Raw genomic sequence first — 24,088 nt, 5'->3', positions numbered from 1 at the left:
CTTATGAAAAAGCTAAAAAAATTAACATCTCTGCTATTTCTGTTCTGCTGTCTTTGCTTCTGTCTGATCCTGTTTCCGCAGACAGCCCGGGCAGGCTCTCTTACGCCAACCGCACAGGACAATCTCAATGTCAGGTTACGCCGTACCTCTGACCTTGTTCCTGTTTCCGGCGGATACATGAGGGTCTTCCACCAGAAAAATTCTATCGGCGTTGAATACTATGATAATGATCTGAAGATCAGAAGCAAACGCAAGATCAACATGGAGCTTCCGCTGTGGGGTGGCTTTTATGCCGGATCTGACGGATATTATCTGGTAGAAGGCCAGACAAACAACAAGGAAAACGATTCCGCTGAGGTTATCCGCGTCATCCGCTACGATACAAACTGGAAACGAACCGGTGCGGCAGCAATTACCAGTAACCCTGAGCTTTTTGGCGGTGAGGTCCGCACGCCCTTTGACTATGGCTGTGTGGAAATGACAGAAAGCAACGGCAGGCTCTATGTTGTTACCGGTCACGAAGGATATGTGGATTCCTCTGTCGGTCGGGGACATCAGGGCTTCCTTATGGCTGAGATCGACCAGGCAACCATGAAAGGAAAGATCGTTTCCTGCGATCTGTGGCATTCCTTTGCACAGTATATCAAATCACATGGTTCTTATCTCTACGTACTGGAGCAGAGTGAGGGTTCACGATGTACAAAGCTTTCCAGATATGACAGCAATACACTTGACTGCACCACCATAGAACTTTTGCCATACGGAGGCTCACGTACTTCTGTGTGGGCACTGGCCTGCTACGCAAGCGTTGACGGCATGGCTGTTTCCTCTGACAGTGTATTATGCGTCGGCACTTCCATCGATCAGTCCAAATATGATAAGGTATCTGAAAACACGCCTCATAATCTTTATCTGTCCGTCACACCAATATCTGACTTTTCCGAAAAAGCAACCGCTACCAGGAAGCTTACCAACTTTACAGGCGGAGGAAAAAGCTTTGCGGGCGTAAAGATCACCAAAATAAATGACAACCGTTTTATGATTTCCTGGGAGGAATACGTTTCCGACGATGACAGGAAAAGCTCTTCCGCTAACGATCCGCTCTCTTCCAGCACCCTTCATTATCTTTTTGTGGACGGAAAAGGAAAGAGCCTCAGCAAAGAGTTTACAACAGCTGCTCCGATTTCTGACTGTCAGCCTGTGGTAAAGGATTCCAAGGTCGTTTATTATGCTTCAAACTCCAACACCCTGAACTTTTATTCCATTAATTCCGACAACGGAAAAGCTGACAAAAAAACTTACCATATCGCAGGTGACAACGCAACCTGGAATTTCAAAAACGGTATCCTTACGATCTCCGGCTACGGACCACTTTCTATTTCCACAAAGGAAAACAACAGGTACCCGGTCTCTTCAACAAACGGCTGGTTTTCCTTCTCCAGCGATTCCTCCTGGAAAGCTATCAAAAACCAGATCAGAAAAGTCATAATAAAACCCGGGATCACAAGTATTTCTGAAAGGGCCTTTGTTTATCTTCCTGAGCTGAAAGAGGTGGACATCCAGAAAGGGGTCACAAAGATCGGAAAAGAAGCTTTCGCCTACTGTGACAAGCTATCCAGGATCAACATACCTGATACCGTTAAAAGCATTGGAACGGATGCTGTGTGGTGCGGCTATTACTGGTCTGACAGTTCTCATGCATATTTTTGCAAGATCCATGCTCCGTACGGCTCTTACGCAGTTACATATGCCAAGAAAAACAATATCAGCTATGCATGCAATATTTCCGATGCAGCTGTAACAGGGATCAAAAAAACATATACCTATACAGGCTCTGACATAAGGCCCGTTCCAACCGTAACTCTTGGAAAAGCAAAGCTTTCTGGCATCAATGATTATCATGTGACATACCAGAACAATAAAAAAGCAGGAACTGCTACCCTGAAGGTCATCGGTGATTACCATTTCTACGGAACCATCACCTTAAATTTCCAGATCACTCCTGCAGCCACACCAAAGCCACAGACTGCAAAAACATTCCGGGATGCTTATAATGTCTACACAGTCAACGCCACCGGGACTTCCGTAGCACTGAAGGGACCGCGTTCACGCAATACTGTCACTGCAAAGATTCCGGCCACTGTCAAAGCTAACGGAAAAACCTACAAAGTCACAGCCATTGCAGCCAATGCCTTCAAAAACTGTAAAAACCTGAAACAGGTAACGATTTCAGGAAATATCACAAGCATAGGTGCCGGAGCCTTCCAGGGATGCACAAGTCTTCGTACTGTAAAAATCGGTTCCCGAGTTTCTGTGATCGGCACGAAAGCTTTCTGGGACTGTAAGGCCCTTACCTCTGTCACCATACAGACAGGACGTCTTACTTCCAAAAGCTCAGGTAAATATATCTTCACAAGAGCAGGTCAGAATAATTACAAAAAACTGACCGTAAAAGTTCCGGCAAGCAGGCTTTCCTCTTACAAAAAGCTGTTTCAGAGCCAGGGTCTGTCCACACAGGCCAGGGTTATCAAATAGTCAGGATCGTACCTTGCATTTCCACGCCCCTTATGCTATACTCAATTCCGCTGCAAAAGCCCGCAAAAACCAAGGTCGTACAGGGCTTACACGGCGGTCACCGCCTATAAATGTGCCGAGTGTTCGTGACCTTCCACTCGTAAAACAAAACTAAAGGAGAATAAAAAACATGAAAAACAAAGGTACTCATTTTCTGGTACAGGGAGCTGCCATAGCAGCTGTATATGTTGTCCTGACACTGGTATTCGCGCCACTTAGCTTCGGTGAAGTTCAGATCCGGTTTTCCGAGGCACTGACTGTGCTTCCGTTCTTCACACCGGCTGCCATCCCGGGACTGTTCGTGGGATGTATCATCGCCAATCTTCTTGGCGGTGCGATTCCGGTTGACATCATTTTCGGAAGCATTGCCACACTTATCGGTGCATTCTTTACCTACAAGCTTCGCAGTACAGGCAAATGGACAGCCCCGATCCCGCCGATCGTTTCCAACATTGTGATCGTTCCTCTTGTGCTTCGTTACGGATATGGCATTAACCTTCCTATCCCATTTATGATGCTCACAGTAGGAGCCGGCGAATTTATCTCTGCCGGTGTGATCGGTATGATCCTTCTTGGAGCACTTTCCAAATACAAAAATGTACTTTTTCATAAAAAAGCAGCAGTCTGACTAAATCTGCTGCCCACAAAAAGGAGCCATGAGAAAACAGCAGCATTTCTCATGGCTCCCCTTTATTTTTTCTCTGCGGATTCCTGCAGACTGCGCAGGATCCTCTTTTCCATTCTGGATACCTGTACCTGGGATACGCCAAGCTCATGAGCAATCTCCATCTGGGTCATGTTCTGAAAATACCGCATATAGATCAGCCTCCGTTCCTTTGCCTCCAGAGTTCCCAGTATCTCTTCCAGAAAAATCCTGTCCAGTGCTTTTTCCTGCCGATTTTCTTTTTCCGGGAGCTTGTCCATCAGAGAAATCTCCGTTCCCTCACCCTGATAGATCGTTTTGTGAAGAGATTCCACCTCTGCACCGGATTCCATAGTCATTACCAGTTCTTCTATGGAAATTCCCATTTCCGCTGCCATTTCCCCCGTCGTAGGTTCCCGCTCCAGCCGGCGCGTCAGTGCTTCTCTCACCTGATAGATCCTGTAGTGATTTTCCTTCAGAGAACGGCTTACCTTCAGTATCCCGTCGTCCCTGAGATAACGTTTGATCTCTCCGATGATCATGGGAACTGCATAGGTAGAAAATTTCACATCATAGGACATGTCAAACTTATCCACTGCTTTCAGAAGTCCGATGCTGCCGATCTGGAACAGATCCTCCATCTCCACTCCACGTCCCAGAAAACGCTTTGCCACACTGTATATCAGTCCTGTATTTTCCTCAAACAAAAGATCTCTTGCCGCTTTATCCCCCTGGTGTGCACGCCCGATGAGGACAAGAGTACGATCCATAGTTACCTCCTGATGATCTTTTTCATGTGCACTGTAGTTCCACGGCCAACCTCCGATTCCACCTGAAGCTCATCCATAAACGCCTCCATGAATGTAAACCCCATACCGGAGCGGTCTTTATCCGCCTTTGTGGTAAACAGAGGCTCCATGGCTTTTTTGATATCCGGGATCCCGGCTCCGTGATCTGTCACATCTACCTGAAGTTCCTGCCCCCGGAGACGACATTCTACCCGGATCTTATGTATCTCCCCTTCATACCCGTGTATGATACAATTGGTCACTGCCTCCGATACTGCGGTCTTCAGATCCGAAATTTCCTCCAGCGTAGGATTCAGCTGTGTACAGAATGAAGCCACAGCAACTCTTGCCAGTGCTTCATTTACCGGTCTGCTGTCAAAAATGATCGTCATTTCATTTGTGTTTTCCATCATAAACACCCTCCTGTTCACCTGCCGATTTTTCAATTCCACAGATTTCAATATATTTTCCCACTCCGGATAACCGCAGAAGCTTTGCAATATGACTGTTCACATTGATAACCTGCACACATTTCCCCCTCATGCCAAGTGCCCGGTACCTCCCCATCAGCAGACCGATCCCGGAGCTGTCCATAAAAACGGTCTCTGAGAAATCAAAAATCATATTTTTTATATAGTTATGTCCAATAATACGGTCTGAGTCTCTCCGAATCTCATCAGAAGCCGGATGATCCAGTTCCGCCGGAAGATGTACAGTCAGCACGGTTCCGGATTTTTCAAAACCTGATGTCATTCTATCATTCCCCCATTTTTGATTTTTTATTCCATTTTTAATGACCAAAGGGTAAAAAAAGAGGAATGTGCCAACGCACATTCCCCTTATCCGAGGTTTCTCCTCTGTATGAGTTATGATCTTTTTTATTCTGTATAGCCTCCATCGTAAGAGGAATCCCCATATCCTCCGTCACTGTAGCTGCTGTCTTCTCCGGTATCTCCGTCAGAGCTCTGTGTATCTTCTCCATCCGAAGCTGCGGCATCAACTCCAGCTGTTCCATCTGTGCTGCTGTCATCACCGGACGTTCCGTCAGAAGATCCGCTCTCGGTCCCGCTTACACCGGTCTTTCCGCTGATAGTATTATAGATTCCCTTTGCAGAATCTGACAGTGTATCCACATATACCTTCTGGAGTTCCAGCGCCGCTGTATCCAGATCATCCTGCTGCATGGCAGTATATGCATTAAACAAAGCCTCATAGCTCTGACTGCGTTTCTGCTCTTCCTCTGCCTGTCTGGCAACTGCATCTGCCGTATCACTGGACTGGGCAGCTTCTCCCTGAGCTTTGGTAAGCTCCACGCTCTGGCTGGAAAGAGAATCACTGTACTGTATGATCTGCTGATTGGCCTGCCTGTAAATATCCTGTTTCACAGCCGGCAGTACAAGGAGCCAGAATGCTGCCGCTCCTGCCGCAAATCCAAGTACCGTGGTAAAGAAAAGTGATATCTTTGATCTTTCTTTATAAGACGACGGCCTTACAACGATTTCTCCTGAAATATTATCATTCTCATTTTTTTCATTTCCAAACAAGCCCTTACGCCGTTTTTCCATCTTTGTGGTAACACCCGTCTGCTCGTCAACTTCACGCAGGAAACGAAGTGTGGTGGTATTGGTCTTGTCGATCCTGGCTGCTTTTTTCAGGGTTCTTCTTGCCTTATTCCACTCCTGATTCTTCATCTGGATCAGAGCAAGAAGATGATACCCCTTGATCAGCTTGGGATTCTGGGACAGGATCTTTTTCAGGCGGATGGCCGCCATATCCTCATGGCCTTCCCTGCACATGGCGAGGGCATTGTTATATTTCTTGATGCTTTCGTTGATCGTTTCCAGTTTGTTCTGGTTTGCCTGAAGCCTGGCAATATATTCTGAAGCCAGATTTCGGTTCTTCTGGATATTCTTGCTAATGACCCACTCACTCAGTGCGGCAACCACCTCACCGGTCTCAAAATATACAAGACCAAGAAGATTTCTTGCACGGATATTCCGTTTGTCATAGGCAAGACTCTGCTTCAGACAGCTGATCGCCCCGGACAGATCCCGGATGCTGGCTTTTTCCAGCCCCTGGTTATAATAAAGCTTGGAAAGGTAATCCACCTTCTTCTGAATCAGTACATTGGCTCCACAGTGCGGACAATAATCCAGATCTGTATCTGTCAGGAACGCTCCACAGTTTATGCAGTTCATTCACTTCTCCTTATCTTACACGTCTGTTGCTCTTGACCTCACGCAGCATCTCCTGGAGTACATCCATGATATCTGTGATCTCCCGGTCATAAATGGCACCTTCTACATCTGCCACATCCAGACATGGTTCAAATTTCTTCAGTTCCTCTTCGTAATCGATCATAATTTTTTCCTCCTGATCACAGCCTTGATCTCACCGACCAGATAAAGGGATCCTACACAGAACAGCATTCCATCCTCGCCTTTTTCCTTTACTGCCCGTTCAAAAGCTGCTGGAACATCCTCTATTGCTTCCACTTCCGGTACTCCGTCTTCACGGAAGATCTCCGCAAGCTCTTCTACCGGAACTTTACGATATCCGCCTACCTGTGTGACGATCACATGTCGGAAACGGATCCTGGTACAGATCGTGCGGATCATATCCGTATAGTCCTTGTCATCCACTGCGGAAAACAGCAGAGTCAGAGGAAATTCCTTCTGGAAATGTTCTGCTGTCTCTACAAACTTCTCGACACCGTCTTCGTTATGTGCGCCATCCACGATCACACCCGGAAGAACCGTTTCCATCCTTCCCTGCCAGCGTGTTTTTGCCATACCGGCCTTCAGCGCCTCCAGAGATACCGGGATCTGATCTTCCAGTACCTGAATGGTTTTCACCGCAAGAGCTGCATTCATAACCTGATAACGAGCGATAAACGGTATATCAAATACGGTATCGCCATATGTCTCGTCCTTAAGAGAAAACCTGATTCCGTCCTTTGTGATCTTATGGATTTCTGTATCCTCCCGTTTCAGCTCATAATATGGACATCCCAGCTTCTCTGCATGCTCACGCATCACTCCGGCCGCATCCGAATCATTTCCATCGTAGATCACCGGAACACCCGGCACCATGATCCCTGCCTTCTCTCCTGCGATCTCGGAAACTGTATTTCCAAGATACTGCATATGATCGAGGCTGATGGATGTGATCACACAGGCTGCCGGATTCTCCACAGCAGTGGTTGCATCCAGACGTCCGCCAAGACCGGTCTCCAGTGTTACATAATCCACGCCGGCTTCTGCAAAGATCACCATTCCCATCAGAAGGAGTGTCTCGAAATAGGTGGGATGATAGCTTCCCTCCGCAACCAGCTCATCGGAAAGCTTTTTAACTTTTTCAAAAGCACGAAGGAAGGTATCGTCATCGATCACTTCCTCGTTGATCTGAAAACGCTCGTTGATCTCCACCAGATGAGGAGATGTAAAAAGTCCGCAGGAATATCCTGCTTCCCGAAGGACCGATGTGATAAAAGCACAGGTACTTCCCTTTCCGTTGGTTCCTGCCACATGGATCACACGGAATTTCTCCTGCGGATCTCCAAGTCTTCTTAAGCATTCTCTGGTATGGTCCAGGCTGTTCTTAGTAGTAAATCTCGGTATATCTTCAATATACGCAACTGCTTCTTCGTAATTCATAAAAAAAACCATCACTTATCTATAATGTATTCGTAAAGAACTTTTGGGGAGAAAAGCTTCTCCCCTCCTGTTCGTTACGATACCATTATATAATAGTGGTGGAAGATGTCCAGTCCTAATCGTAATATTTTATCCGACATTTTTTGTATCGGAGTATTTTTTCTATGCCATTTACTGGTTGTCTGTACTGTTTTCTTCACCGGAATCTTCTGTGGATCCCGTTTCTAACGCTATATCCGTTTCCTCCGTTAGCCCTGTATCAGAACTGCTCTTTTCACTGTCAAGCTTCCACTTGCTGTCAGCAAGCAGTGCATAAACTGCCCGGTCATGGCTCTTTGTCATGGCCTTTCTGGTGGAACTGTTGCTTCGCTGCACTACCGAGAGCCGGTCAAAATCATCCAGTTCCTTTCCGGTAATGATCAGCTTGGTAGGATTCACGTAAACCGTATCGTACCATTCTCCGTTGATCTTGACCTGGCTGGATGGCGTAAAGTTTGTTCCCTGGATATAATAGGTGTGATCCATCTCAGACACAACCTGAATCGAATCCAGTGTGGTATCATAGATTCCCATACGCATCTTTGTCCGCTCAAAAGGATTCTCTCCGTCATATGTATACTGTTTTCCGTAGAGAAGATCGTACTGCAGGGTCTCCAGATCCACCTGATAATTTTTGGTGTTTCTTCTTGCCTGGTGATACTTGAAAACATTTCCCTCATGGATTCCTACACGATCCATAACCTCTGCTGCCATCTGGTATGCCGCAAGATTTTCTTTCTTTTTCTTAAGTCCGAAATTATCCCACATCACATACTCTGTCTGGAACAGATATTTATTCTCCACATCCTCCACGGTCAGTCCCATGGTTGGAAGGTGATCACCATACATGACAAGCACCACATCCTCCGGATAATCTTCCAGCTTATCAGTAAGCTCCTTGACAAAATTATCCATCTCGTGGATCTGATTTACATAATACTCCCACTTATTGTTCAGCTCGTCAGTAGGTGCCCCGGAAACTGTGATCTCCGGATTTTCCAGTACCGGTTCTGAAGGATAATCTCCATGTCCCTGCACGGAAATAGTATATACATAATCAGGTCCTTCTGTGGAATCCAGACACTTGACGATCTCATCGGTGAGGACACTGTCCTTTGTCCAGCCCAACGGGTTCTTCTGGTTTTCATCCTTCATGTACTCTGCCGAAGTGAAGGTATCAAATCCCAGATTCGGAAAAATGCTTCTTCTTCCGTAGAAATTCGCCTCATTGTTATGTACTGCATGAGCAGTATAGCCCAGATTCTTCAGAACATACGGTGCGCTCTCACAGGTAGTTTCCTTAAGGATACTCTTGTAAGGATACTCTCCTGGTCCAAAATAATGAAGGCTCATTCCGGTAATGGACTCAAACTCGGTATTTGCGGTTCCGGCTCCTACGGAAGGTACCTTATAATATCCGGAGGAATACTCCTTCATCAGCTTTCTGAAATTCGGAATAGGATCTTCTGACAGTTCCAGATAATTTACCAGCGTAGGATCAAAAAAGGACTCCAGCTGCAAAAACAGAATATTCGGATGACTGCCTTCTTTCGTTTCCGGAAGATTTTCTTCCGACTTCTCGATCCTTTTGATCTCACTCTCGGAATAGTCTCTCGGAGCACTGATTCCGGTATTAAAGATCGTCGTTGCCAGACAGTAGGGATATCCGTAATCCTCATAAGCTATGGCAATGTTTCCAAAATAATTGGAAAGAACTCTTTTTTCCAGAGCAAGCTGTGTGATTCCTCCAAATGCAAGAACCCCGACCAGGACCAGCGGAATATTTACCTTATATTTCAGCTTGCCTCTGTACTTCGGCGATCTTATCAGGATGATCAGAAGAATCAGAACTGCAATCCCCAGAAGAACTGCACCTATGGTCATCTGGGTACAGGTCAGATATTTTTTTGCAATACTGAGTCCATCTGTCAGATTCTTCACATCCGGTCCTGTAAACGGTGTGACACGGTTGAGAAGAAGCACACCGTTTACTATTCCCAGAAACAGCCATAAGCTGCCCACAAATATACGCCAGAAAATTCTCTTTCGGAAGAGATAAACAATCAGCATCGTCGTAAAGATAAACGCCGCATTATAAGCAAATACAAGTGGCCTTGTGGTCATGTAGGTCCACGCCTCTGTGAACGAGTGCCTGCATATGGCCTCGATCACAAAGTACAGGACTGCACAGCCCAGAGCCTGAAGTATCAGCGAAATCTTATTGAAAAAGTTACACCACTTCATTAAAACACTCCTTCGTTATTTCACCATCTGTGTTAACTGCAGGTTCACTTTCTCTTTCATCTCTTTGTATTTCTCAAGTTTCTCCTTCTCTGCCTCTACCTTGGATGCTGGTGCCTTGTTCACAAAATTCGGATTGTTCAGCATTCCCTCGCAGCGTGCGATCTCTTTTGTGAGACGCTCCTGCTCTTTTGTGAGACGTTCGATCTCCTTTTCACGGTCGATCAGATCCTCCAGCGGCAGATATACTACACCGTCTGCCACAACGATGGATACCGCATCCTCACCGATTCCGTTCTTATCCTGCTGTACGTGGATCTCTTTTGCAAACGCAAGGTTTGTAAAGGACTTCTTGCAGGACTCAAAATGGGCACAGCACTCTGCATCTTTGCCTACGATGTAGATATTGGTCTTTCTGTTCTGCGGTACGTTCATCTCGTTTCTGGTATTACGGATTCCACGTACAACCTCCTGGAAGCTTGAAACTGCTTTCTCAGCATCTGCAAAATTCATCTCGTCTCTGTATACCGGCCAGTCAGAGATCATGATGGACTCTTCATCCGGAAGCAGTGTGCAGTAGATCTCCTCTGTGATAAATGGCATGAACGGATGAAGAAGCTTCAGTCCCTGTGTCAGCGCAGTGCGAAGTGTCCACAGTGCATCGTTTGCTGCTGCCGGGTTTTCCTCTGCCTTCCACAGTCTTACCTTTGCCATCTCGATATACCAGTCACAGAGCTCATCCCACAGGAAATCATAGACCTTCTGTACGGCAATTCCAAGCTCATATTTATCCATATTCTCAGTAACATCACGGATCACTGTGTTCAGTCTGGAAAGGATCCATTTATCCTCGTTGCACAATGCGTTCAGGTCTCCCGGCTCTGTTACTGTCTTGCCCTCCAGGTTCATCATAATGAAACGGGAAGCATTCCAGATCTTATTTGCAAAGTTACGGCTGGATTCTACACGCTCCCAGTAGAAACGCATATCATTTCCAGGTGCGTTACCTGTCATCAGTGTAAGACGAAGGGCATCTGCGCCGTATTTGTCGATAACTTCCAGCGGATCGATACCGTTTCCAAGAGATTTACTCATCTTACGTCCCTGGGAATCACGTACCAGTCCGTGGATCAGAACATGGTGGAACGGTGTCTCACCGGTCTGCTCCAGTGCGGAGAATACCATACGGATAACCCAGAAGAAGATGATATCATATCCGGTTACCAAAACATCTGTAGGATAGAAGTACTCAAGCTCCGGTGTCTTGTCCGGCCATCCAAGTGTGGAAAACGGCCAAAGTGCGGAACTGAACCAGGTATCCAGAGTGTCCTCATCCTGATGCATATGTGTGCATCCGCATTTCGGGCATTTCTCAGGCATTTCTCTTGCAACAACCATCTCACCGCATTCATCGCAGTAATAAGCCGGAATTCTGTGTCCCCACCAGAGCTGACGGGAAATACACCAGTCACGGATATTCTCCAGCCAGTGCAGGTAAGTCTTGTCAAAACGTGCCGGAACAAACTGAAGGTTTCCTTCGTCCAGAGTCTTGATAGCAGCTTTTGCCATTTCGTCCATTTTTACAAACCACTGTGGTTTGATCATCGGCTCTACCGTTGTACCGCATCGGTCATGAGTACCAACACTGTGGCTGTGCGGAACGACTTTTACAAGAAGTCCCTGCTCCTTCAGGTCTTCTACCATGGCCTTACGTGCCTCGTAGCGGTCCATACCTGCATATTTTCCGCCAAGGCTGTTGATGGTGGCATCATCATTTAAGATGTTGATCTCCTCAAGATCATGACGGCGTCCAACCTCAAAGTCGTTGGGGTCGTGTGCCGGTGTGATCTTAACGCAGCCTGTTCCGAATTCCTTGTCAACATACTCATCGGCAATAACCGGGATCTCTCTGTCTGTAAGAGGAAGCTTCAGCATCTTTCCTACAAGGTCTTTATATCTTTCATCCTCCGGGTTTACAGCAACTGCTGTATCGCCGAGAAGTGTCTCCGGACGAGTGGTCGCGATCTCAACGAAACGGCCCTCCTCACCTACGATGGGATAATTGATGTGCCAGAAAAATCCGTCCTGGTCCTCATGCACAACCTCTGCATCAGAAATAGAGGTCTGGCACACAGGACACCAGTTGATGATTCTGGAGCCTTTGTAGATATATCCTTTCTCATAAAGACGGATAAATACTTCCTGAACAGCCTTGGAACAGCCCTCATCCATGGTAAAGCGCTCACGCTCCCAGTCTGCAGATGCTCCCAGCTTTTTCAGCTGATTGATGATCTTTCCGCCGTACTCCTCTTTCCATGCCCAGGCATGTTTCATAAATTCGTCACGGCCGATCTCGTTCTTATCAATCCCTTCCTTACGAAGCTTCTCTGTTACCTTAACCTCTGTAGCAATGGCTGCATGGTCAGTTCCCGGCTGCCAGAGTGCCTCATAGCCCTGCATTCTTTTGAAACGGATCAGGATATCCTGCATGGTCTCATCCAGTGCATGTCCCATATGCAGCTGTCCGGTTACATTGGGCGGCGGCATTACAATTGTAAAAGGTTTTTTGTCCGGATTAACTTTTGCATGGAAGTATCCGTTATCCATCCATTTTTTGTACAGACGATCCTCAATGCCCTTAGGATCATAAGTCTTTGCAAGTTCTTTGCTCATGTTTTCCTCCTGAATCTTTCTGATTATAGGAACCTTAAAATGCTCCTGTTTTCTGCAAGAAAAAAACACGCCCTCCACACAAAAGCCAATAACTAATGTGCGAAGGGCGATCATTCTCGCGGTACCACCTTCATTATCCGGAAAAAACATCTGTTATTCCCGTCTATCTCTTGTCCCTTAACGCGGGGTACGTGAAAACCTACACAGCAGCATCTGTTCTGCATTTCTGCTTTCAGTTTCCCGGCTCCTAAGCTACCTTCTGCAGTCTTCCATCTGAAAATGCCTTTCAGCCTGCGCTTCTCTTGCGTCTGTGCATTTCTCTCTGTCAGCGTAGATCTGCATACTCCTCTTATTCAACGCCTTTGCCATGTTCCTACTATAATGAAATTTTCTTTTTTTGTCAAGACAGGTATCTATCTTTCTTTTATTGTTTTGTACTCCTTTTCAATGCCTGAGATCAGTGTTTTCATTGTATATTCCAGAATTTCATTTCCGAATGCTTCCGATGATTCTCTGACCGGATGACGTCCTGCAATACCGATCAGATTACTCTCATCTTCTTTTACCTGTCCAAAGTCAACCAGCTCCGGCCGAACAGCCATTACAATAGAGGTCTCATTTGCTCCGGCATGATCATTCTGATATTTCAGTCTCTCATCATCCGCATAGGTCCATGCTGTCATAATGCACAGTCCGTATTTTTCTTCTGCCTCTTCCTTCATTTCCTGAAATACATTTGTCGACGGACCGTGTCCATGTCCCACAACGATACGGACTCCTGCTCTGGAAAGCTGAGCAAAAATACTGCGCAGCAGATCCTGAAACAGTCCCTTTTCCATCCAGTAGGCACTGCCTTTCATCTGTTGGGCATAATAGGTATTCAATGCACCCTCTGTATTGATATCCATTCCATAAAATACAGTTCCACGATCATCAAATAAACGGTCAGGTCCCATGAACAGCATCGGAAGCACAACACCGCCGACCTTTTCTGCCACCCGGACAAACAGTTCTTTTGACTGGATTCCATCAGCTCCAAGAGGCATATGCGGCCCATGCCATTCCAGTGTGCCAAGTGGCAGATAGGCAACCGGCATCTCCTTTATCCTCTGTACACATTCTTCCGGAAGTAATTCCTCGTATAATACTTTTTTCATGCTCGTCTCCTTATCCTTTTACCTCTCCGGTAATTAATTTTTCGCTTTCTTATTTTTTATTGATTTGATAGACGGAAATCTTCTTATAAGCCCGCGCAAGTGTTTATAAAACCTTGTGAAAATGGCTTAAAATCAAGGTTTTCTGCATATCGTCATTTATCTTGCCATATCTCCGTATAAGATGATTTTGTAAGACCGGGCACCATTTTGGCACCACAAATTATAGGAGGACGACATGAAAAACGTACTTTTAGACAAGGGTATTATACTCCCGTCCGGCGAAATCAGCAAGGATAAGGTAAACCTTGTAACCGGAGCAATCACGCAGCCATTCGCAGAAATGGTATGGGTAACGACAGGCGGCGACATGGAAACCGTAAACCGCTTGACCGACGTACTTGTTACCATGAACACCCCCGCCGACCGGGGGAAGCTGTTCAAAATCATAAAAATGCTCTATGGGCTTATGGGCTTGCCCTTTTCCGAGGAAGCCGAGCCTATGGACGCAGACCCCGCCGTTTTGGAATACTTCATTTTTTCCTTTACGGCAGACTTTGGCGAAGTCATACAAGACCTCATAGCCGAAGAAGCAGAATAACGCACCGCACAGGCGGCGTTTCTCACTTCCCACAAGGAAGAACAGGAACGCCGCTTTTTTCATGCCTTTTGTTACGCAGTAGGCATGAAAAAGCCCTTGATTTACGCGGCTTTGCGGACGCGGTTTTCAGCGGATAAGGGATTGATACCTAAACCCTCAAAATCGCGTTTCTATTGCGTAACAGGTATGCAGCAAAGGAGTGATGAAGCTATGGCAGTTTTCAGAGTGGAGCGCAACAAGGGCTATACGGTTATGAGCAACCACCACTTACGCAATAAGGAGCTATCCCTAAAGGCAAAAGGGCTGTTATCGCAAATGCTGTCCTTGCCAGAGGATTGGGACTACACCCTTGCGGGGCTGTCCTTTATCAACCGGGAGAAAATCGACGCTATCCGGGAAGCCGTTAAGGAACTGGAACGCGCCGGGTATATCGTGCGTTCAAGGGAACGCGACGAGAAAGGACGCTTGCGCGGCGCAGATTATGTGATTTTTGAGCAGCCGCAGACCCCGCCTGTATCGGATTTACCTACATTGGAAAATCCAACATTGGATAATCCAACGTTGGAAAAACCTACGCAGGAAAAACCTACGTTGGAAAATCCAACGCAATTAAATAAAGATATACAAAAGACTGACTTACCAAAAAAAGAAAAATCAAATACGGATTTATCAAGTACCGATTCCATTCCTATCCATTCCCTAAATCCCTTGCCTTACGACGGGGAAGCGGCTACGCCGCCGGAACGGAAACGAAAGGAAGCGACAGACGCATACAGCGTTTATGAGGAAATCATCAAGGACAATATCGAGTACGACCATTTTGTACGCTACGGGCAGGTAGACAAGGACCGCTTAGACGAAATTGTTTCGATTATCCTTGAAACGGTATGCAGCAAGAGAAAGACAATCCGTATCGCCGGGGACGATTACCCGGCAGAGCTTGTCAAGGCAAAGTTTATGAAGCTCAACAGCAGCCACATTGAATTTGTCTTTGACTGCATGAAAGAGAATACCACCAAAATCCGCAACATTAAACAGTACCTTAAAGCGGTGCTGTTCAATGCGCCGAATACCATTGACAGCTACTATACCGCCCTTGTCGCACACGATATGGCGACAGGCAAAATCTAAAGGAGGATTACCACATGGCACAGAAAACAGGAGCTTTGATTTTTGACGAACAGACCGACCGCTACGACATTCGCTTTGACATTGCCGACTATTACGGCGGCTTGCATTGCGGGGAGTGTTTCGACGTATTCACAGGCGGCAAATGGAAGCCGACCCGTATTGAAATGAGCGCGGCGCAGGAATGGTACCTTGTGGGTATCCGCGCCGAGGATTTGAACGGCTTGCGCGTCCGTATCTAAAGCCTATGGGCGGCTACCGCAGCGGCGTACCACCCTAACATTATCAGACTACCGCGAAAGGAGGACGGTAAATGCAAGATGAAATCAACGAAAAGACCATAGCCCTTTACATCAAGACCGGGAAACTGACCGCGCAGACGCTTCAAAAGGCTATGAAAACGCTGCTTGCACAGATGAAGAAGCAGAAAGACAAAACGCCGCAGGGCAAACAGACTTTGAAGCAGCTTATGAAGCAGAACGCGGGCGTTTCCAACATTGAGATTACCGAGGGCAATATCAAAGCCTTTGAGAGTACGGCGAAAAAGTACGGTATCGACTTTGCGCTGAAAAAGGACACGACGGAAAGCCCGCCCCGCTACCTTGTGTTTTTCAAAGGGCGCGACGCTGACGTGCTGACCGCAGCTTTTAAGGAATTTTCCGCAAAGAAGCTGACGCAGGAGAAAAAGCCCTCTATCCGCAAGCTGCTTTCCTCTCTGAAAGAAAAGGCGGCGGGCTTGAACGCGCAGCGGGATAAAGTGAAGAACAAGGACAGGGAGGTATCGCTATGAAGCAGGAAGTCAAAAAGCTGCTTATCCTCAACCTGCCCTATCTGCTCTTTGTCTATCTGTTTGACAAGATAGGCGCAGCAATACGCCTTACCCCCGGCGCAGACGCAAGCGAAAAGCTCTTGCAGCTTGGGACGGGCTTTGCCGCTGCCTTTTCCAGTATCGCGCCAAGCCTGCACCCCGCCGATCTGCTTATCGGCGTTGCGGGGGCGGTCATTATCCGGCTTGCCGTTTACATGAAAGGCAAGAACGCGAAGAAATACCGGAAAGGCATTCCGAGGGTTTGGGACACTTCCCAACAAGCCATTTTCAACCGACGTGCCGCAGCGCAGGAGGGCGAAAATACGGAAGTGGGTACCCGCTTCCTATGCTTGCTACGAAAGTTTTTTCTTAATCCCTACTACAACGGAAAGCCCCGTTTTGCCAAACTTACACAAAAGAAAAACGCTGCAATCTCAAAAAGATTACAACGCTTCCTAAAGCCTATTTAGTTTTCGTTTTCGACTTCTGCAATTTCTTTCGCCGTCGCGGTAACAATCCGTATTCCCTTATCGCTCATGCCGTCAAGCAGTGTATCAAGCTGCCGCCTTTGCGTCGATTTTTCCGCTGCCTTATCCGGGAAAAAGAATTGGTCTACGGATATATCATAACGGGTTACAAGCTCATAAAAGATTTGCAGGCTTGGCTGTTGCCCTTTGTTTTCAATATTCGCAAGGTAGCGAGGGGAAATGTTCATTTCGTCGCTTACTTTCTTGCGGCTTTCATTTCTGCCTGTTCGCGCTGCTTTTATGGCTTGCCCGAAAGCTGCAAAGTCATATAAAGGTACTGGTCTTTTTGCCATAATAATTCACCCAACTACATTTTACTGTTCCTTTCTTTGTTTAGATATGTCTACACAGTTCTTATAATTAGCCAAAATAATTCATATTTTGGCACTTGCTATTATACGGCTACCCGTATATAATTATAATGATAGAGTTTGAAGAAAGGACGGGCGAATTATGGAATATATGTCTTGCCCCGAAGCAGCGAAAAAATGGGGCATTTCAGAAAGACGAGTACAGAAACTTTGCGAGGACAATCGAATACCGGGCATTTCAAAAATCGGCTATATGTGGTTGATACCAAAAGACGCACAGAAACCAAAAGATAAAAGATACAAAAAAATCAAATCTACACAATAGATTCAAATTACCCTGTTACAATTTACAGTTAGGAGGTGCGCCATGAGTAAAATCTTGATTGTTGAGGACGATATATCCATACAGGCACTATTGCATGATTTTATACAAGAAGCCGGACACAGCGTTGTACTGGCTGCTGACGGTGTGGAAGCCCTTGCAAAATATTCTGAACAGACTTTCGACTTGGTACTGCTTGATATTATGCTTCCCAAAATAGACGGTTACGGTGTTTGCGAGGTTATCCGGCAAAAATCCAACGTGCCTATTATCATGCTTACAGCACTGGATAAATTATACGCTTGCGGGTATCGGCGTATCGCTTGGACTGTCTATGAACTTTGAAGCTGTTACCGCCCGTTATGTGGACGTGCGGCTTGAACGCAAGAAAGAAGTCTTAGACGCTTATCATGGGGCGGTCAAACAGGCTGACCCGGCAAAGGCAGAGAAAGCCGAGCCGAAGAAAGCAAAGAGCGCGGCAAAGAAAAAGAGCAGCGATTTAGAGCTTTAACCGCTGTATCTCTTTACCGCTTCTTATATCGTTTTATAGCCCCGCGTGGGATTTGGGCACCATTTGGGCACCATTTACCGAAAAAGCACCACTAATACAGGCGATAAAAGAAACGCCGAGAACCCGCAAAAACATAGAGTTTATGCGGGTTTCCGGCGTTTTCTAATCCCTCAACCGACCTAAAATCATCTTGCGGCAGAGAGAAAAATTCTACTATTTTTTATTATTTTATTCTACGCTTTTCAGTGACTCTACCATATTGATCTTTTTCAGCTTAAAATGCATCACCATATTTACAAACATGGAGAATCCGAAGGTAATGATTCCACTGTAAACAAAGCTTATTGGCTTGATATTTCTTCCGAACATCACCGCATCTACCTCAACGGTTGTGATCACATACCGATGGAGGAAGATTCCGAACACTGCGCCTGCCAGGATTCCTATGAAGGACAGCAGGATATTTTCCCGGAATACATACTGGGAAACCTCGCCATCATAAAATCCCAGGACCTTCAATGTTGCAAGCTCTCTCTGACGCTCTGTGATATTGATGTTGTTCAGATTATACAGTACCACAAATGCCAGCATTCCGGCCGAAATGATCAGGACCCAGATCACCGCTCCGAGGGATCCCAGCATTCGCTCTACCTGACCTGCCGTGCTGCTTGTATAGCTGATACTTAAAGCCGCCGGATATTTCAGGATCGCATTTCCAAGAGTTTCCAGATCACTCTCTGCATCCTCTTTCATAGTATATACTGTACTTGAATACTCCGGTTTCTCTTCGAATGTTTTTTCATAGCAGGATGGGGTCATGTAAACGTAGTGTCCCATATAGTTCTCTGTGACAGCAGTGATCTTTACTTTATACTTTCTGTTATCTTTCTCCAGGGTGATCTCGTCTCCTGTTTTCACACCGATAAGTGAAGCTGTTTTTTCACAGATCACGGCTCCGTCGTCGGTAAGCTCATACTGCTCGTGGGACTTTCTGTCACGTAACGTTACATCCTCTTTAAAATTTTCCGTATTTTCCGGAACATACACATAGATACTGACACTTCCCTTTTCTTTTGGTGCCGTCATCTTGGTGAGTTGCACACGGGTATAGTGATCGATCTCGCTGTTTTTGTCCAGGAATTTCAGAAGATCCTTTTCCTGGCTGTCTGTGGCATCCTCATCATTGATCACCATGGCATCGTAATGCTGGATCTGATCATACTGAAGAATCGCAATATCCATAATGGAGTCATAAAGTCCGAATCCTACAAGCATCAGTCCCATGCTTCCTGCAATTCCGAAAATGGTCATAAAAAGACGTTTTTTATAACGGAAAAGGTTTCGCATGGACGATTTCCAGGAAAAGCTCAGATGCTTCCAGATAAAGCTGATCCGTTCAATAAGGATCCGTTTTCCCTCTTTCGGTGCAGGCGGACGCATCAGAGATGCCGGTGTTTCTGCCAGGGTTCTTGCACAGGAAAACAGTGTAGCGCCCATAGTACAGATCACCGCTGCTCCGGAAGCGATCAGTGCATATTGTAACTCATAATCCAGTTGCATGTGATCGCCAATATTCCAGTACATGATCCCATAGGCCTGGATAATGATATACGGAAGAATCTTTTCTCCGAAAAGTACTCCTGCAACGCTTCCGCCTGCTGTAGCCAGAAATGCGTAGCTGAGATACTTGGATGCAATGGATGCTTTTCCGTAGCCCAGCGCTTTCATGGTTCCGATCTGGGTTCGCTGTTCCTCCACCATTCGTGTCATCGTGGTAAGACTGATCAGAGCCGCTACAAGGAAGAATATCATCGGGAAAACCTTTCCGATGTTTTTCAGCCGCTCTGCGTTATCACCAAAATCCGAATATTCCGGAAGGTCATTACGATCTGTGATGATCCACTCCGGTGTTTCAATATCATCCACCTCTTTCTGGGCATCCTCGATCTTCTGCTGGGCTTCCGCAATTTTTTCATCGGCCTCTTTTTTGCCATCCTGATATTCTTTCTTTCCATCGGAAAGCTTCTTTTTTGCGTCCTCCAGATCTTTTTTTGCATCTTTTAATTTCTGTTCGTTTTCTTGGATTTCCTTTTCTCCGTCCAGGAGTTTCTGTTCATTTGCATCCAGTTCAGCCTGACTGCTGGTAAGCTTTTCTGTGTTGGCCTGGATTTCTGCCTGACCGGCATTTAACTGGGCCTGTTTTTCCTCCAGCTGCTGCCTCCCGGAGCTGAGCTGGACTCTGGCCGAATCCAGCTGACTCTGGCCATCATCCAGAGTTGCCTGGTTTGCCGCAATTTCTTCTTTTGCCGCTGAAAGCTCTGCTTTCTTTGTTTCCAGCTCTTTTTTCCCTTTATCCAGTTCTTCCTGGCCTTTGTTCAGCTGTGCCTCTGTCCCGGAAAGTGTTTCTTCCTGTTCTTTGATCTGGCTGAAGCCCTCATTGATCTGACCTAGGCTGCTCTCCAGTTCAGCTCTTGTCTGGGCCAGCTCTGATTTTTTTGCAGTAAGCTCTGACCGCGCCCCGTCGATCTGTGCCTGACCGGCATTTATCTGTTCTTCCATTGCACTGATCTGACCATTTAATGTCTGAATCTGTGTGAAAAGCTCCGCCAGCTCTTCCTCAGTTTTTCCTGCTTCCGCACCGGCGTCATACTGCGCCTGCAGCTCCGCCGCCTGACTGCTTAATGCCTCTTTCTGACTGGTCAGTTCATCCAGCTGTGCCTGCTGCCCGGAAAGGGCTTCTTCAACGGAACTGATCTGGGATTCGCCCTCGGAAACCTGTACAAGTCCTGCCTCACACTGTTCTTTCTGACTGGTGAGAGCAGCCTTTGTTTCTTTGATCGTATTCTTTCCCGTTTCCAGCTGTTCTCTTCCACTGTCAAGCTCAGCCTGTTTGCTTTCCAGGGTTTTCTCCGCTTCCCGGAGCTGAGCCTCACCGTCACTTACCTGCTGTTTTGCGGCAGTCAGCTGTTCATATCCGGCAGTCAGCTCTGACTGCTTCCCATTTATCTGTGCTTCGGAGTCGGCAAGCTGGGATCTGGCAGCATTTAACTGGGACAGACCGTCTTCCACCTGCTGTTTTGCGCTGTTAAGCTGAGACCATCCATCTTCGATCTGCTTTCTTCCGTCAGCAAGCTGCTGTTTTCCGTCGGTCAGTTCTTTTTTTGCATCGCTGAGCTGCTGTTTTCCATCTTCGTACTCTTTTTTTCCATCATCATACTTCTTCTGCCCATCATCCAGCTTTTTCTTCGCGTCGCTAAGTTTTTCCTCTGATTCCTTCTTTCCGTCCTCAAGCTCTTTTCTGGCATCATCCAGTTTTTCATTGGCTTCTGCGACGATCTCATCATAGCGCAGTCTGCACTGTTCTTTTTCGATGCCTTCCACACGCTTCTGTATTTTCCTGATAAGATTGTCATAGGCATCGGTATAGCTGATCACATCCCCGGATTCATGAACCATAACATAGATCTGGGTAAAAGCTTCCTGTTCAAAATCCTCAGGAAGAATGTATCCGAAGCCGCTGACCTCACCGGATCCAAGAGTCGTATTTCCTCTGTTAAACGAAATATAAAGAGGGCTGCTTCCGATTCCCACAACTGTATAGGTTGTTTTTTTCAGAAGCTCACTGTCTCCATCCTCCCTGACGGATATGGTATCCCCGATTTTATACCCCCGATTCTTTGCAAATGGCTTGTCCAGAAAAATCTCGCCGCTTTTTTTCGGTATCCTTCCTTCATCTGCTGTGAGCAGATTAAAATTGCTGCTGATGGATTCCAGATGAAGAACCTTCCTGGCATCGTCCTCTCCACTCATAACATCCGTAGAGTAACCGCCCTCAGCCAATTCCACACCGTCAATGTCTGATACCGCTTTTACATCACGCTCAGTCAGTCCCAGTGTTCCCTGGATCTTCAGGTCCATCAGCTTTGCTGCTTCATAATAGGCATCTCCGGAATATCTCATATCCGGAGAAGACGCCTGGATCCCGGAAAAAAATGCAACGCCCAGTGCCACGATCAGAAAGATCGAGATAAAACGTGCTTTGCTTTTCCGGATCTCCATCCAGAAATCTTTGTGCAATGCTTTCATTCCGTCACCTACCATTCAATCTCTTCCACTGGTGTGGGATGTGCATTTTCGGTCATCCTGGAAACCTTGCCGTTTTTGATCTTGATCACACGGTCGGCCATAGGTGTCAGTGCAGAGTTGTGAGTAATGACAATAACCGTCATGCCCCGTTCCCTGCTGGTATCCTGAAGGAGCTTCAGGATTGCCTTGCCGGTCTGATAATCCAACGCTCCTGTAGGTTCATCACAGAGCAGAAGCTTTGGATTCTTCGCCAGAGCTCTGGCTATGGAAACTCTCTGCTGCTCACCGCCGGATAACTGTGCCGGAAAATTAGTCAGTCTCTCCTTCAGACCCACTTCCTCCAGAACTGTCCTGGCATCCAGAGGATCCTTACAGATCTGAAGAGCAAGCTCCACATTCTCCAATGCAGTCAGATTTGGCACCAGATTATAAAACTGGAATACAAATCCAATATCCCTCCGCCGGTATCCGGTCAGCTGCCGGTCTGTATATTTTGCGATATTTTTTCCATCGATCCAGACATTGCCGGATGTGGCCTTATCCATTCCGCCCAGGATATTCAGCACCGTCGTCTTTCCGGCACCGCTGGGTCCTACCACAACCACAAATTCTCCTTTTTTTATCCGGAAGCTGATCTCATCCACTGCTATGATCTTCACTTCTTTTGAGCCATATATTTTGGATACATTCTCCAGCTTCACATAATCTTCCGTATGCTCCATTTCCACCCCTCCTCTTTGCTCTCTATATGATTTCAGGGGGCTTTTATCTGCCCCCTTTTAATTCTCTCACTCACGTATCACAGCTATAGAAAAATGTTTTCGGCTGTGATCGAATATTATCAATAACTATATTTATAAGTATATCGGTTCTTAATTCAAAATGCAATTTCTACTTATATTTTACAAAAATTTTTCATTCCTGCGCATTTGTATTTTACATTTCTTTTCTATAATACAGACAGATACAGATAAAGGAAATCAATATTATGGCTGACTGTTGCTGACAACAGCAGAAGTATAATTCCATCAAAACAGGAGGAATGGATTATGTATAAAACACTATGGAATCACTTAGATCAAAATAAAAAAAAGGCCCCTGCGCCAGCTGTTTTTCTTGCACTTTTGACAGCTGGATGGAGTGCAGCCGGAATTCTTGCAGGATTACTTGTTTGTCTGGAACTTCAGACAGAACTGATGGTGAAGCTGACTGTGATCTTATGTGCCGGTGGATACGCCGGACTGATTCCCGGTTTCTTCGGTGGGATCTTTTATCTTTACCGAATGGATCTTCGGAAACCTTCTGCGGATCCTGCAACTGATCTGGCAGCTGAACCAGAAAAAGCTTCTGCGGATCCTGCTTCATTGATCTATTTTCACAATAATTGACAAAAAAGCAAAACTCTGCCTGGTTGTGCAGGGTTCTGCTTTTTTTATTGAATATGTGTATTAAGTTTGATTATTTTCTTATGGAATCAGCGAGCTTTTTTGCTTCTGCTGTCAGCTCTTTTATTTTGTCAAATAACAATTAATAAGCCCTGGAAATTTATTCTTCCAGGGCTTTCTGAGAGGTGCCACCCGGATTTGAACCGGGGATAGAGGTGTTGCAGACCTTTGCCTTACCACTTGGCTATGGCACCATGCTCCCCCTGTTGGACTCGAACCAACGACACTGCGGTTAACAGCCGCATGCTCTACCGACTGAGCTAAGGAGGAATACTTATTAAGGTTTGTACCTTAAAAACTACATACATGCTTTGTTGATCGTTAATCAAACTTCTTGAATCAATTCTTAACCTGCGTTTCTTGGTCAAGCCCTCACCCGATTAGTAACAGTCAGCTCCATGTGTTACCACACTTCCACCTCTGCCCTATCTACCTCGTCGTCTTCAAGGGGGTTTACTTCACTAAGAATGGGATATCTCATCTTGAGGGGGGCTTCACGCTTAGATGCCTTCAGCGTTTATCCCTTCCGGACTTGGCTACCCGGCCATGGCTTTGGCAAGCCAACCGGTCCACCAGCGGTC

At 46.3% G+C, this 24,088-nt stretch carries 22 protein-coding genes, 2 tRNA genes, 1 rRNA gene and 1 pseudogene; 11 read left to right on the top strand and 15 right to left on the bottom strand.

The features are described 5' to 3' along the window. The first annotated feature begins 3 nt into the window (after positions 1–3). Both MUB50_RS05965 and MUB50_RS05960 read left to right on the top strand, forming a co-directional pair. Positions 4–2,535: a leucine-rich repeat domain-containing protein gene (locus MUB50_RS05965; RefSeq protein ID WP_244790213.1), complete on the top strand. Its 2,532-nt coding sequence runs from the start codon at positions 4–6 to the stop codon at positions 2,533–2,535. 169 nt (positions 2,536–2,704) lie between these two features. After that, a complete protein-coding gene (locus MUB50_RS05960; protein WP_173754285.1) occupies positions 2,705–3,202 on the top strand; it encodes a QueT transporter family protein in 498 nt (165 codons plus the stop codon). Positions 3,203–3,264: 62 nt separating this feature from the next. On the opposite strand, the gene MUB50_RS05955 is transcribed toward MUB50_RS05960, so the two are convergent. From MUB50_RS05955 to MUB50_RS05915, 9 genes are all read right to left on the bottom strand, one after another. Then, positions 3,265–3,987, bottom strand: coding sequence for a SigF/SigG family RNA polymerase sporulation sigma factor (locus MUB50_RS05955; protein ID WP_021977047.1), 723 nt, complete (start codon positions 3,985–3,987; stop codon positions 3,265–3,267). 2 nt (positions 3,988–3,989) lie between these two features. Further along, positions 3,990–4,415, bottom strand: a complete 426-nt coding sequence (gene spoIIAB, locus MUB50_RS05950) for an anti-sigma F factor (RefSeq protein WP_015526893.1) — start codon at positions 4,413–4,415, stop codon at positions 3,990–3,992. Beyond that, positions 4,399–4,758 (bottom strand): STAS domain-containing protein, encoded by a 360-nt coding sequence (locus tag MUB50_RS05945; protein ID WP_118512993.1) that lies wholly within the window; start codon positions 4,756–4,758, stop codon positions 4,399–4,401. Before MUB50_RS05945 ends, spoIIAB begins: the two co-directional genes overlap by 17 nt. A 125-nt stretch (positions 4,759–4,883) precedes the next feature. Then, the gene (locus MUB50_RS05940; protein WP_118512992.1) at positions 4,884–6,203 is read right to left on the bottom strand and encodes a hypothetical protein; all 1,320 of its coding nucleotides are present in this window, start codon (positions 6,201–6,203) and stop codon (positions 4,884–4,886) included. Between the two features lie 10 nt (positions 6,204–6,213). Further along, complete coding sequence (locus MUB50_RS05935; protein WP_021977044.1) at positions 6,214–6,366, bottom strand: hypothetical protein; 153 nt, start codon at positions 6,364–6,366, stop codon at positions 6,214–6,216. Further along, the gene (locus tag MUB50_RS05930; protein ID WP_138277132.1) at positions 6,363–7,661 is read right to left on the bottom strand and encodes a bifunctional folylpolyglutamate synthase/dihydrofolate synthase; all 1,299 of its coding nucleotides are present in this window, start codon (positions 7,659–7,661) and stop codon (positions 6,363–6,365) included. The genes MUB50_RS05935 and MUB50_RS05930 overlap by 4 nt, the downstream gene beginning before the upstream one ends. A gap of 171 nt (positions 7,662–7,832) precedes the next feature. Next, a complete protein-coding gene (locus tag MUB50_RS05925) occupies positions 7,833–9,944 on the bottom strand; it encodes an LTA synthase family protein (RefSeq protein ID WP_244790211.1) in 2,112 nt (703 codons plus the stop codon). Positions 9,945–9,959: 15 nt separating this feature from the next. Then, complete coding sequence (locus MUB50_RS05920; RefSeq protein ID WP_118513122.1) at positions 9,960–12,614, bottom strand: valine--tRNA ligase; 2,655 nt, start codon at positions 12,612–12,614, stop codon at positions 9,960–9,962. A gap of 413 nt (positions 12,615–13,027) precedes the next feature. Then, positions 13,028–13,771: a creatininase family protein gene (locus MUB50_RS05915; RefSeq protein WP_118512989.1), complete on the bottom strand. Its 744-nt coding sequence runs from the start codon at positions 13,769–13,771 to the stop codon at positions 13,028–13,030. A gap of 235 nt (positions 13,772–14,006) precedes the next feature. Here MUB50_RS05915 and MUB50_RS05910 point away from each other — a divergent pair, with 235 nt between their 5' ends. From MUB50_RS05910 to MUB50_RS17035, 5 genes and pseudogenes are all read left to right on the top strand, one after another. After that, entirely contained in the window at positions 14,007–14,369 is a 363-nt protein-coding gene (locus tag MUB50_RS05910) for a hypothetical protein (RefSeq protein WP_002584990.1), read from the top strand. Positions 14,370–14,579: 210 nt separating this feature from the next. Beyond that, on the top strand, positions 14,580–15,500 hold the full coding sequence (locus MUB50_RS05905) for a DUF6017 domain-containing protein (protein ID WP_244802529.1): 921 nt from the start codon (positions 14,580–14,582) through the stop codon (positions 15,498–15,500). A 14-nt stretch (positions 15,501–15,514) separates the two neighbouring features. Then, the gene (locus MUB50_RS05900) at positions 15,515–15,739 is read left to right on the top strand and encodes a DUF5348 domain-containing protein (RefSeq protein WP_002584988.1); all 225 of its coding nucleotides are present in this window, start codon (positions 15,515–15,517) and stop codon (positions 15,737–15,739) included. A 71-nt stretch (positions 15,740–15,810) separates the two neighbouring features. Continuing rightward, complete coding sequence (locus MUB50_RS05895) at positions 15,811–16,287, top strand: PcfB family protein (RefSeq protein WP_046921244.1); 477 nt, start codon at positions 15,811–15,813, stop codon at positions 16,285–16,287. Beyond that, positions 16,284–16,559: pseudogene (locus tag MUB50_RS17035) on the top strand (VirD4-like conjugal transfer protein, CD1115 family); the annotation flags it as partial. The gene MUB50_RS05895 and the pseudogene MUB50_RS17035, both read left to right, overlap by 4 nt. Before the next feature lie 212 nt (positions 16,560–16,771). Here the strand turns inward: MUB50_RS17035 and MUB50_RS05885 are convergent. Further along, a complete protein-coding gene (locus tag MUB50_RS05885; RefSeq protein WP_244802527.1) occupies positions 16,772–17,125 on the bottom strand; it encodes a helix-turn-helix transcriptional regulator in 354 nt (117 codons plus the stop codon). A gap of 160 nt (positions 17,126–17,285) precedes the next feature. Here MUB50_RS05885 and MUB50_RS05880 point away from each other — a divergent pair, with 160 nt between their 5' ends. The 3 genes from MUB50_RS05880 to MUB50_RS05870 are packed head-to-tail and all read left to right on the top strand — an operon-like array spanning position 17,286 to position 17,976. Beyond that, positions 17,286–17,468 (top strand): helix-turn-helix domain-containing protein, encoded by a 183-nt coding sequence (locus MUB50_RS05880; RefSeq protein WP_006863686.1) that lies wholly within the window; start codon positions 17,286–17,288, stop codon positions 17,466–17,468. A gap of 42 nt (positions 17,469–17,510) precedes the next feature. Beyond that, positions 17,511–17,810, top strand: a complete 300-nt coding sequence (locus tag MUB50_RS05875; RefSeq protein ID WP_244790209.1) for a response regulator — start codon at positions 17,511–17,513, stop codon at positions 17,808–17,810. Further along, positions 17,800–17,976 (top strand): hypothetical protein, encoded by a 177-nt coding sequence (locus MUB50_RS05870; protein ID WP_006860138.1) that lies wholly within the window; start codon positions 17,800–17,802, stop codon positions 17,974–17,976. The genes MUB50_RS05875 and MUB50_RS05870 overlap by 11 nt, the downstream gene beginning before the upstream one ends. A gap of 228 nt (positions 17,977–18,204) precedes the next feature. On the opposite strand, the gene MUB50_RS05865 is transcribed toward MUB50_RS05870, so the two are convergent. Both MUB50_RS05865 and MUB50_RS05860 read right to left on the bottom strand, forming a co-directional pair. Then, positions 18,205–22,062, bottom strand: coding sequence for an FtsX-like permease family protein (locus MUB50_RS05865; protein ID WP_244802526.1), 3,858 nt, complete (start codon positions 22,060–22,062; stop codon positions 18,205–18,207). Between the two features lie 8 nt (positions 22,063–22,070). Further along, on the bottom strand, positions 22,071–22,784 hold the full coding sequence (locus tag MUB50_RS05860) for an ABC transporter ATP-binding protein (RefSeq protein ID WP_138277130.1): 714 nt from the start codon (positions 22,782–22,784) through the stop codon (positions 22,071–22,073). 327 nt (positions 22,785–23,111) lie between these two features. Here MUB50_RS05860 and MUB50_RS05855 point away from each other — a divergent pair, with 327 nt between their 5' ends. Continuing rightward, positions 23,112–23,450: a hypothetical protein gene (locus MUB50_RS05855; protein WP_244790205.1), complete on the top strand. Its 339-nt coding sequence runs from the start codon at positions 23,112–23,114 to the stop codon at positions 23,448–23,450. A 180-nt stretch (positions 23,451–23,630) separates the two neighbouring features. On the opposite strand, the gene MUB50_RS05850 is transcribed toward MUB50_RS05855, so the two are convergent. From MUB50_RS05850 to MUB50_RS05840, 3 genes are all read right to left on the bottom strand, one after another. Continuing rightward, positions 23,631–23,701, bottom strand: a tRNA-Cys gene (locus tag MUB50_RS05850). Between the two features lie 3 nt (positions 23,702–23,704). Further along, positions 23,705–23,777, bottom strand: a tRNA-Asn gene (locus MUB50_RS05845). Between the two features lie 90 nt (positions 23,778–23,867). Beyond that, positions 23,868–24,088 (bottom strand): 23S ribosomal RNA (locus MUB50_RS05840); the annotation flags it as partial.

The organism is Blautia sp. NSJ-140 (assembly GCF_022868965.1).
Lineage (GTDB): Bacteria > Bacillota > Clostridia > Lachnospirales > Lachnospiraceae > Blautia_A.
This window is presented reverse-complemented; position numbering and strand designations above follow the sequence as displayed.

Coding starts and splice junctions, on each gene's coding strand:
- MUB50_RS05875 (WP_244790209.1), top strand. CDS start 17,511: ATGAGTAAAATCTTGATTGTTGAGGACGATATATCCATACAGGCACTA.
- MUB50_RS05920 (WP_118513122.1), bottom strand. CDS start 12,614: ATGAGCAAAGAACTTGCAAAGACTTATGATCCTAAGGGCATTGAGGAT.
- MUB50_RS05930 (WP_138277132.1), bottom strand. CDS start 7,661: ATGAATTACGAAGAAGCAGTTGCGTATATTGAAGATATACCGAGATTT.
- MUB50_RS05855 (WP_244790205.1), top strand. CDS start 23,112: ATGTATAAAACACTATGGAATCACTTAGATCAAAATAAAAAAAAGGCC.
- MUB50_RS05895 (WP_046921244.1), top strand. CDS start 15,811: ATGCAAGATGAAATCAACGAAAAGACCATAGCCCTTTACATCAAGACC.
- MUB50_RS05885 (WP_244802527.1), bottom strand. CDS start 17,125: ATGGCAAAAAGACCAGTACCTTTATATGACTTTGCAGCTTTCGGGCAA.
- MUB50_RS05860 (WP_138277130.1), bottom strand. CDS start 22,784: ATGGAGCATACGGAAGATTATGTGAAGCTGGAGAATGTATCCAAAATA.
- MUB50_RS05955 (WP_021977047.1), bottom strand. CDS start 3,987: ATGGATCGTACTCTTGTCCTCATCGGGCGTGCACACCAGGGGGATAAA.
- MUB50_RS05940 (WP_118512992.1), bottom strand. CDS start 6,203: ATGAACTGCATAAACTGTGGAGCGTTCCTGACAGATACAGATCTGGAT.
- MUB50_RS05915 (WP_118512989.1), bottom strand. CDS start 13,771: ATGAAAAAAGTATTATACGAGGAATTACTTCCGGAAGAATGTGTACAG.
- MUB50_RS05945 (WP_118512993.1), bottom strand. CDS start 4,758: ATGACATCAGGTTTTGAAAAATCCGGAACCGTGCTGACTGTACATCTT.
- MUB50_RS05905 (WP_244802529.1), top strand. CDS start 14,580: ATGGCAGTTTTCAGAGTGGAGCGCAACAAGGGCTATACGGTTATGAGC.
- spoIIAB (WP_015526893.1), bottom strand. CDS start 4,415: ATGGAAAACACAAATGAAATGACGATCATTTTTGACAGCAGACCGGTA.
- MUB50_RS05925 (WP_244790211.1), bottom strand. CDS start 9,944: ATGAAGTGGTGTAACTTTTTCAATAAGATTTCGCTGATACTTCAGGCT.
- MUB50_RS05960 (WP_173754285.1), top strand. CDS start 2,705: ATGAAAAACAAAGGTACTCATTTTCTGGTACAGGGAGCTGCCATAGCA.
- MUB50_RS05935 (WP_021977044.1), bottom strand. CDS start 6,366: ATGATCGATTACGAAGAGGAACTGAAGAAATTTGAACCATGTCTGGAT.
- MUB50_RS05910 (WP_002584990.1), top strand. CDS start 14,007: ATGAAAAACGTACTTTTAGACAAGGGTATTATACTCCCGTCCGGCGAA.
- MUB50_RS05865 (WP_244802526.1), bottom strand. CDS start 22,062: ATGAAAGCATTGCACAAAGATTTCTGGATGGAGATCCGGAAAAGCAAA.
- MUB50_RS05870 (WP_006860138.1), top strand. CDS start 17,800: ATGAACTTTGAAGCTGTTACCGCCCGTTATGTGGACGTGCGGCTTGAA.
- MUB50_RS05900 (WP_002584988.1), top strand. CDS start 15,515: ATGGCACAGAAAACAGGAGCTTTGATTTTTGACGAACAGACCGACCGC.
- MUB50_RS05965 (WP_244790213.1), top strand. CDS start 4: ATGAAAAAGCTAAAAAAATTAACATCTCTGCTATTTCTGTTCTGCTGT.
- MUB50_RS05880 (WP_006863686.1), top strand. CDS start 17,286: ATGGAATATATGTCTTGCCCCGAAGCAGCGAAAAAATGGGGCATTTCA.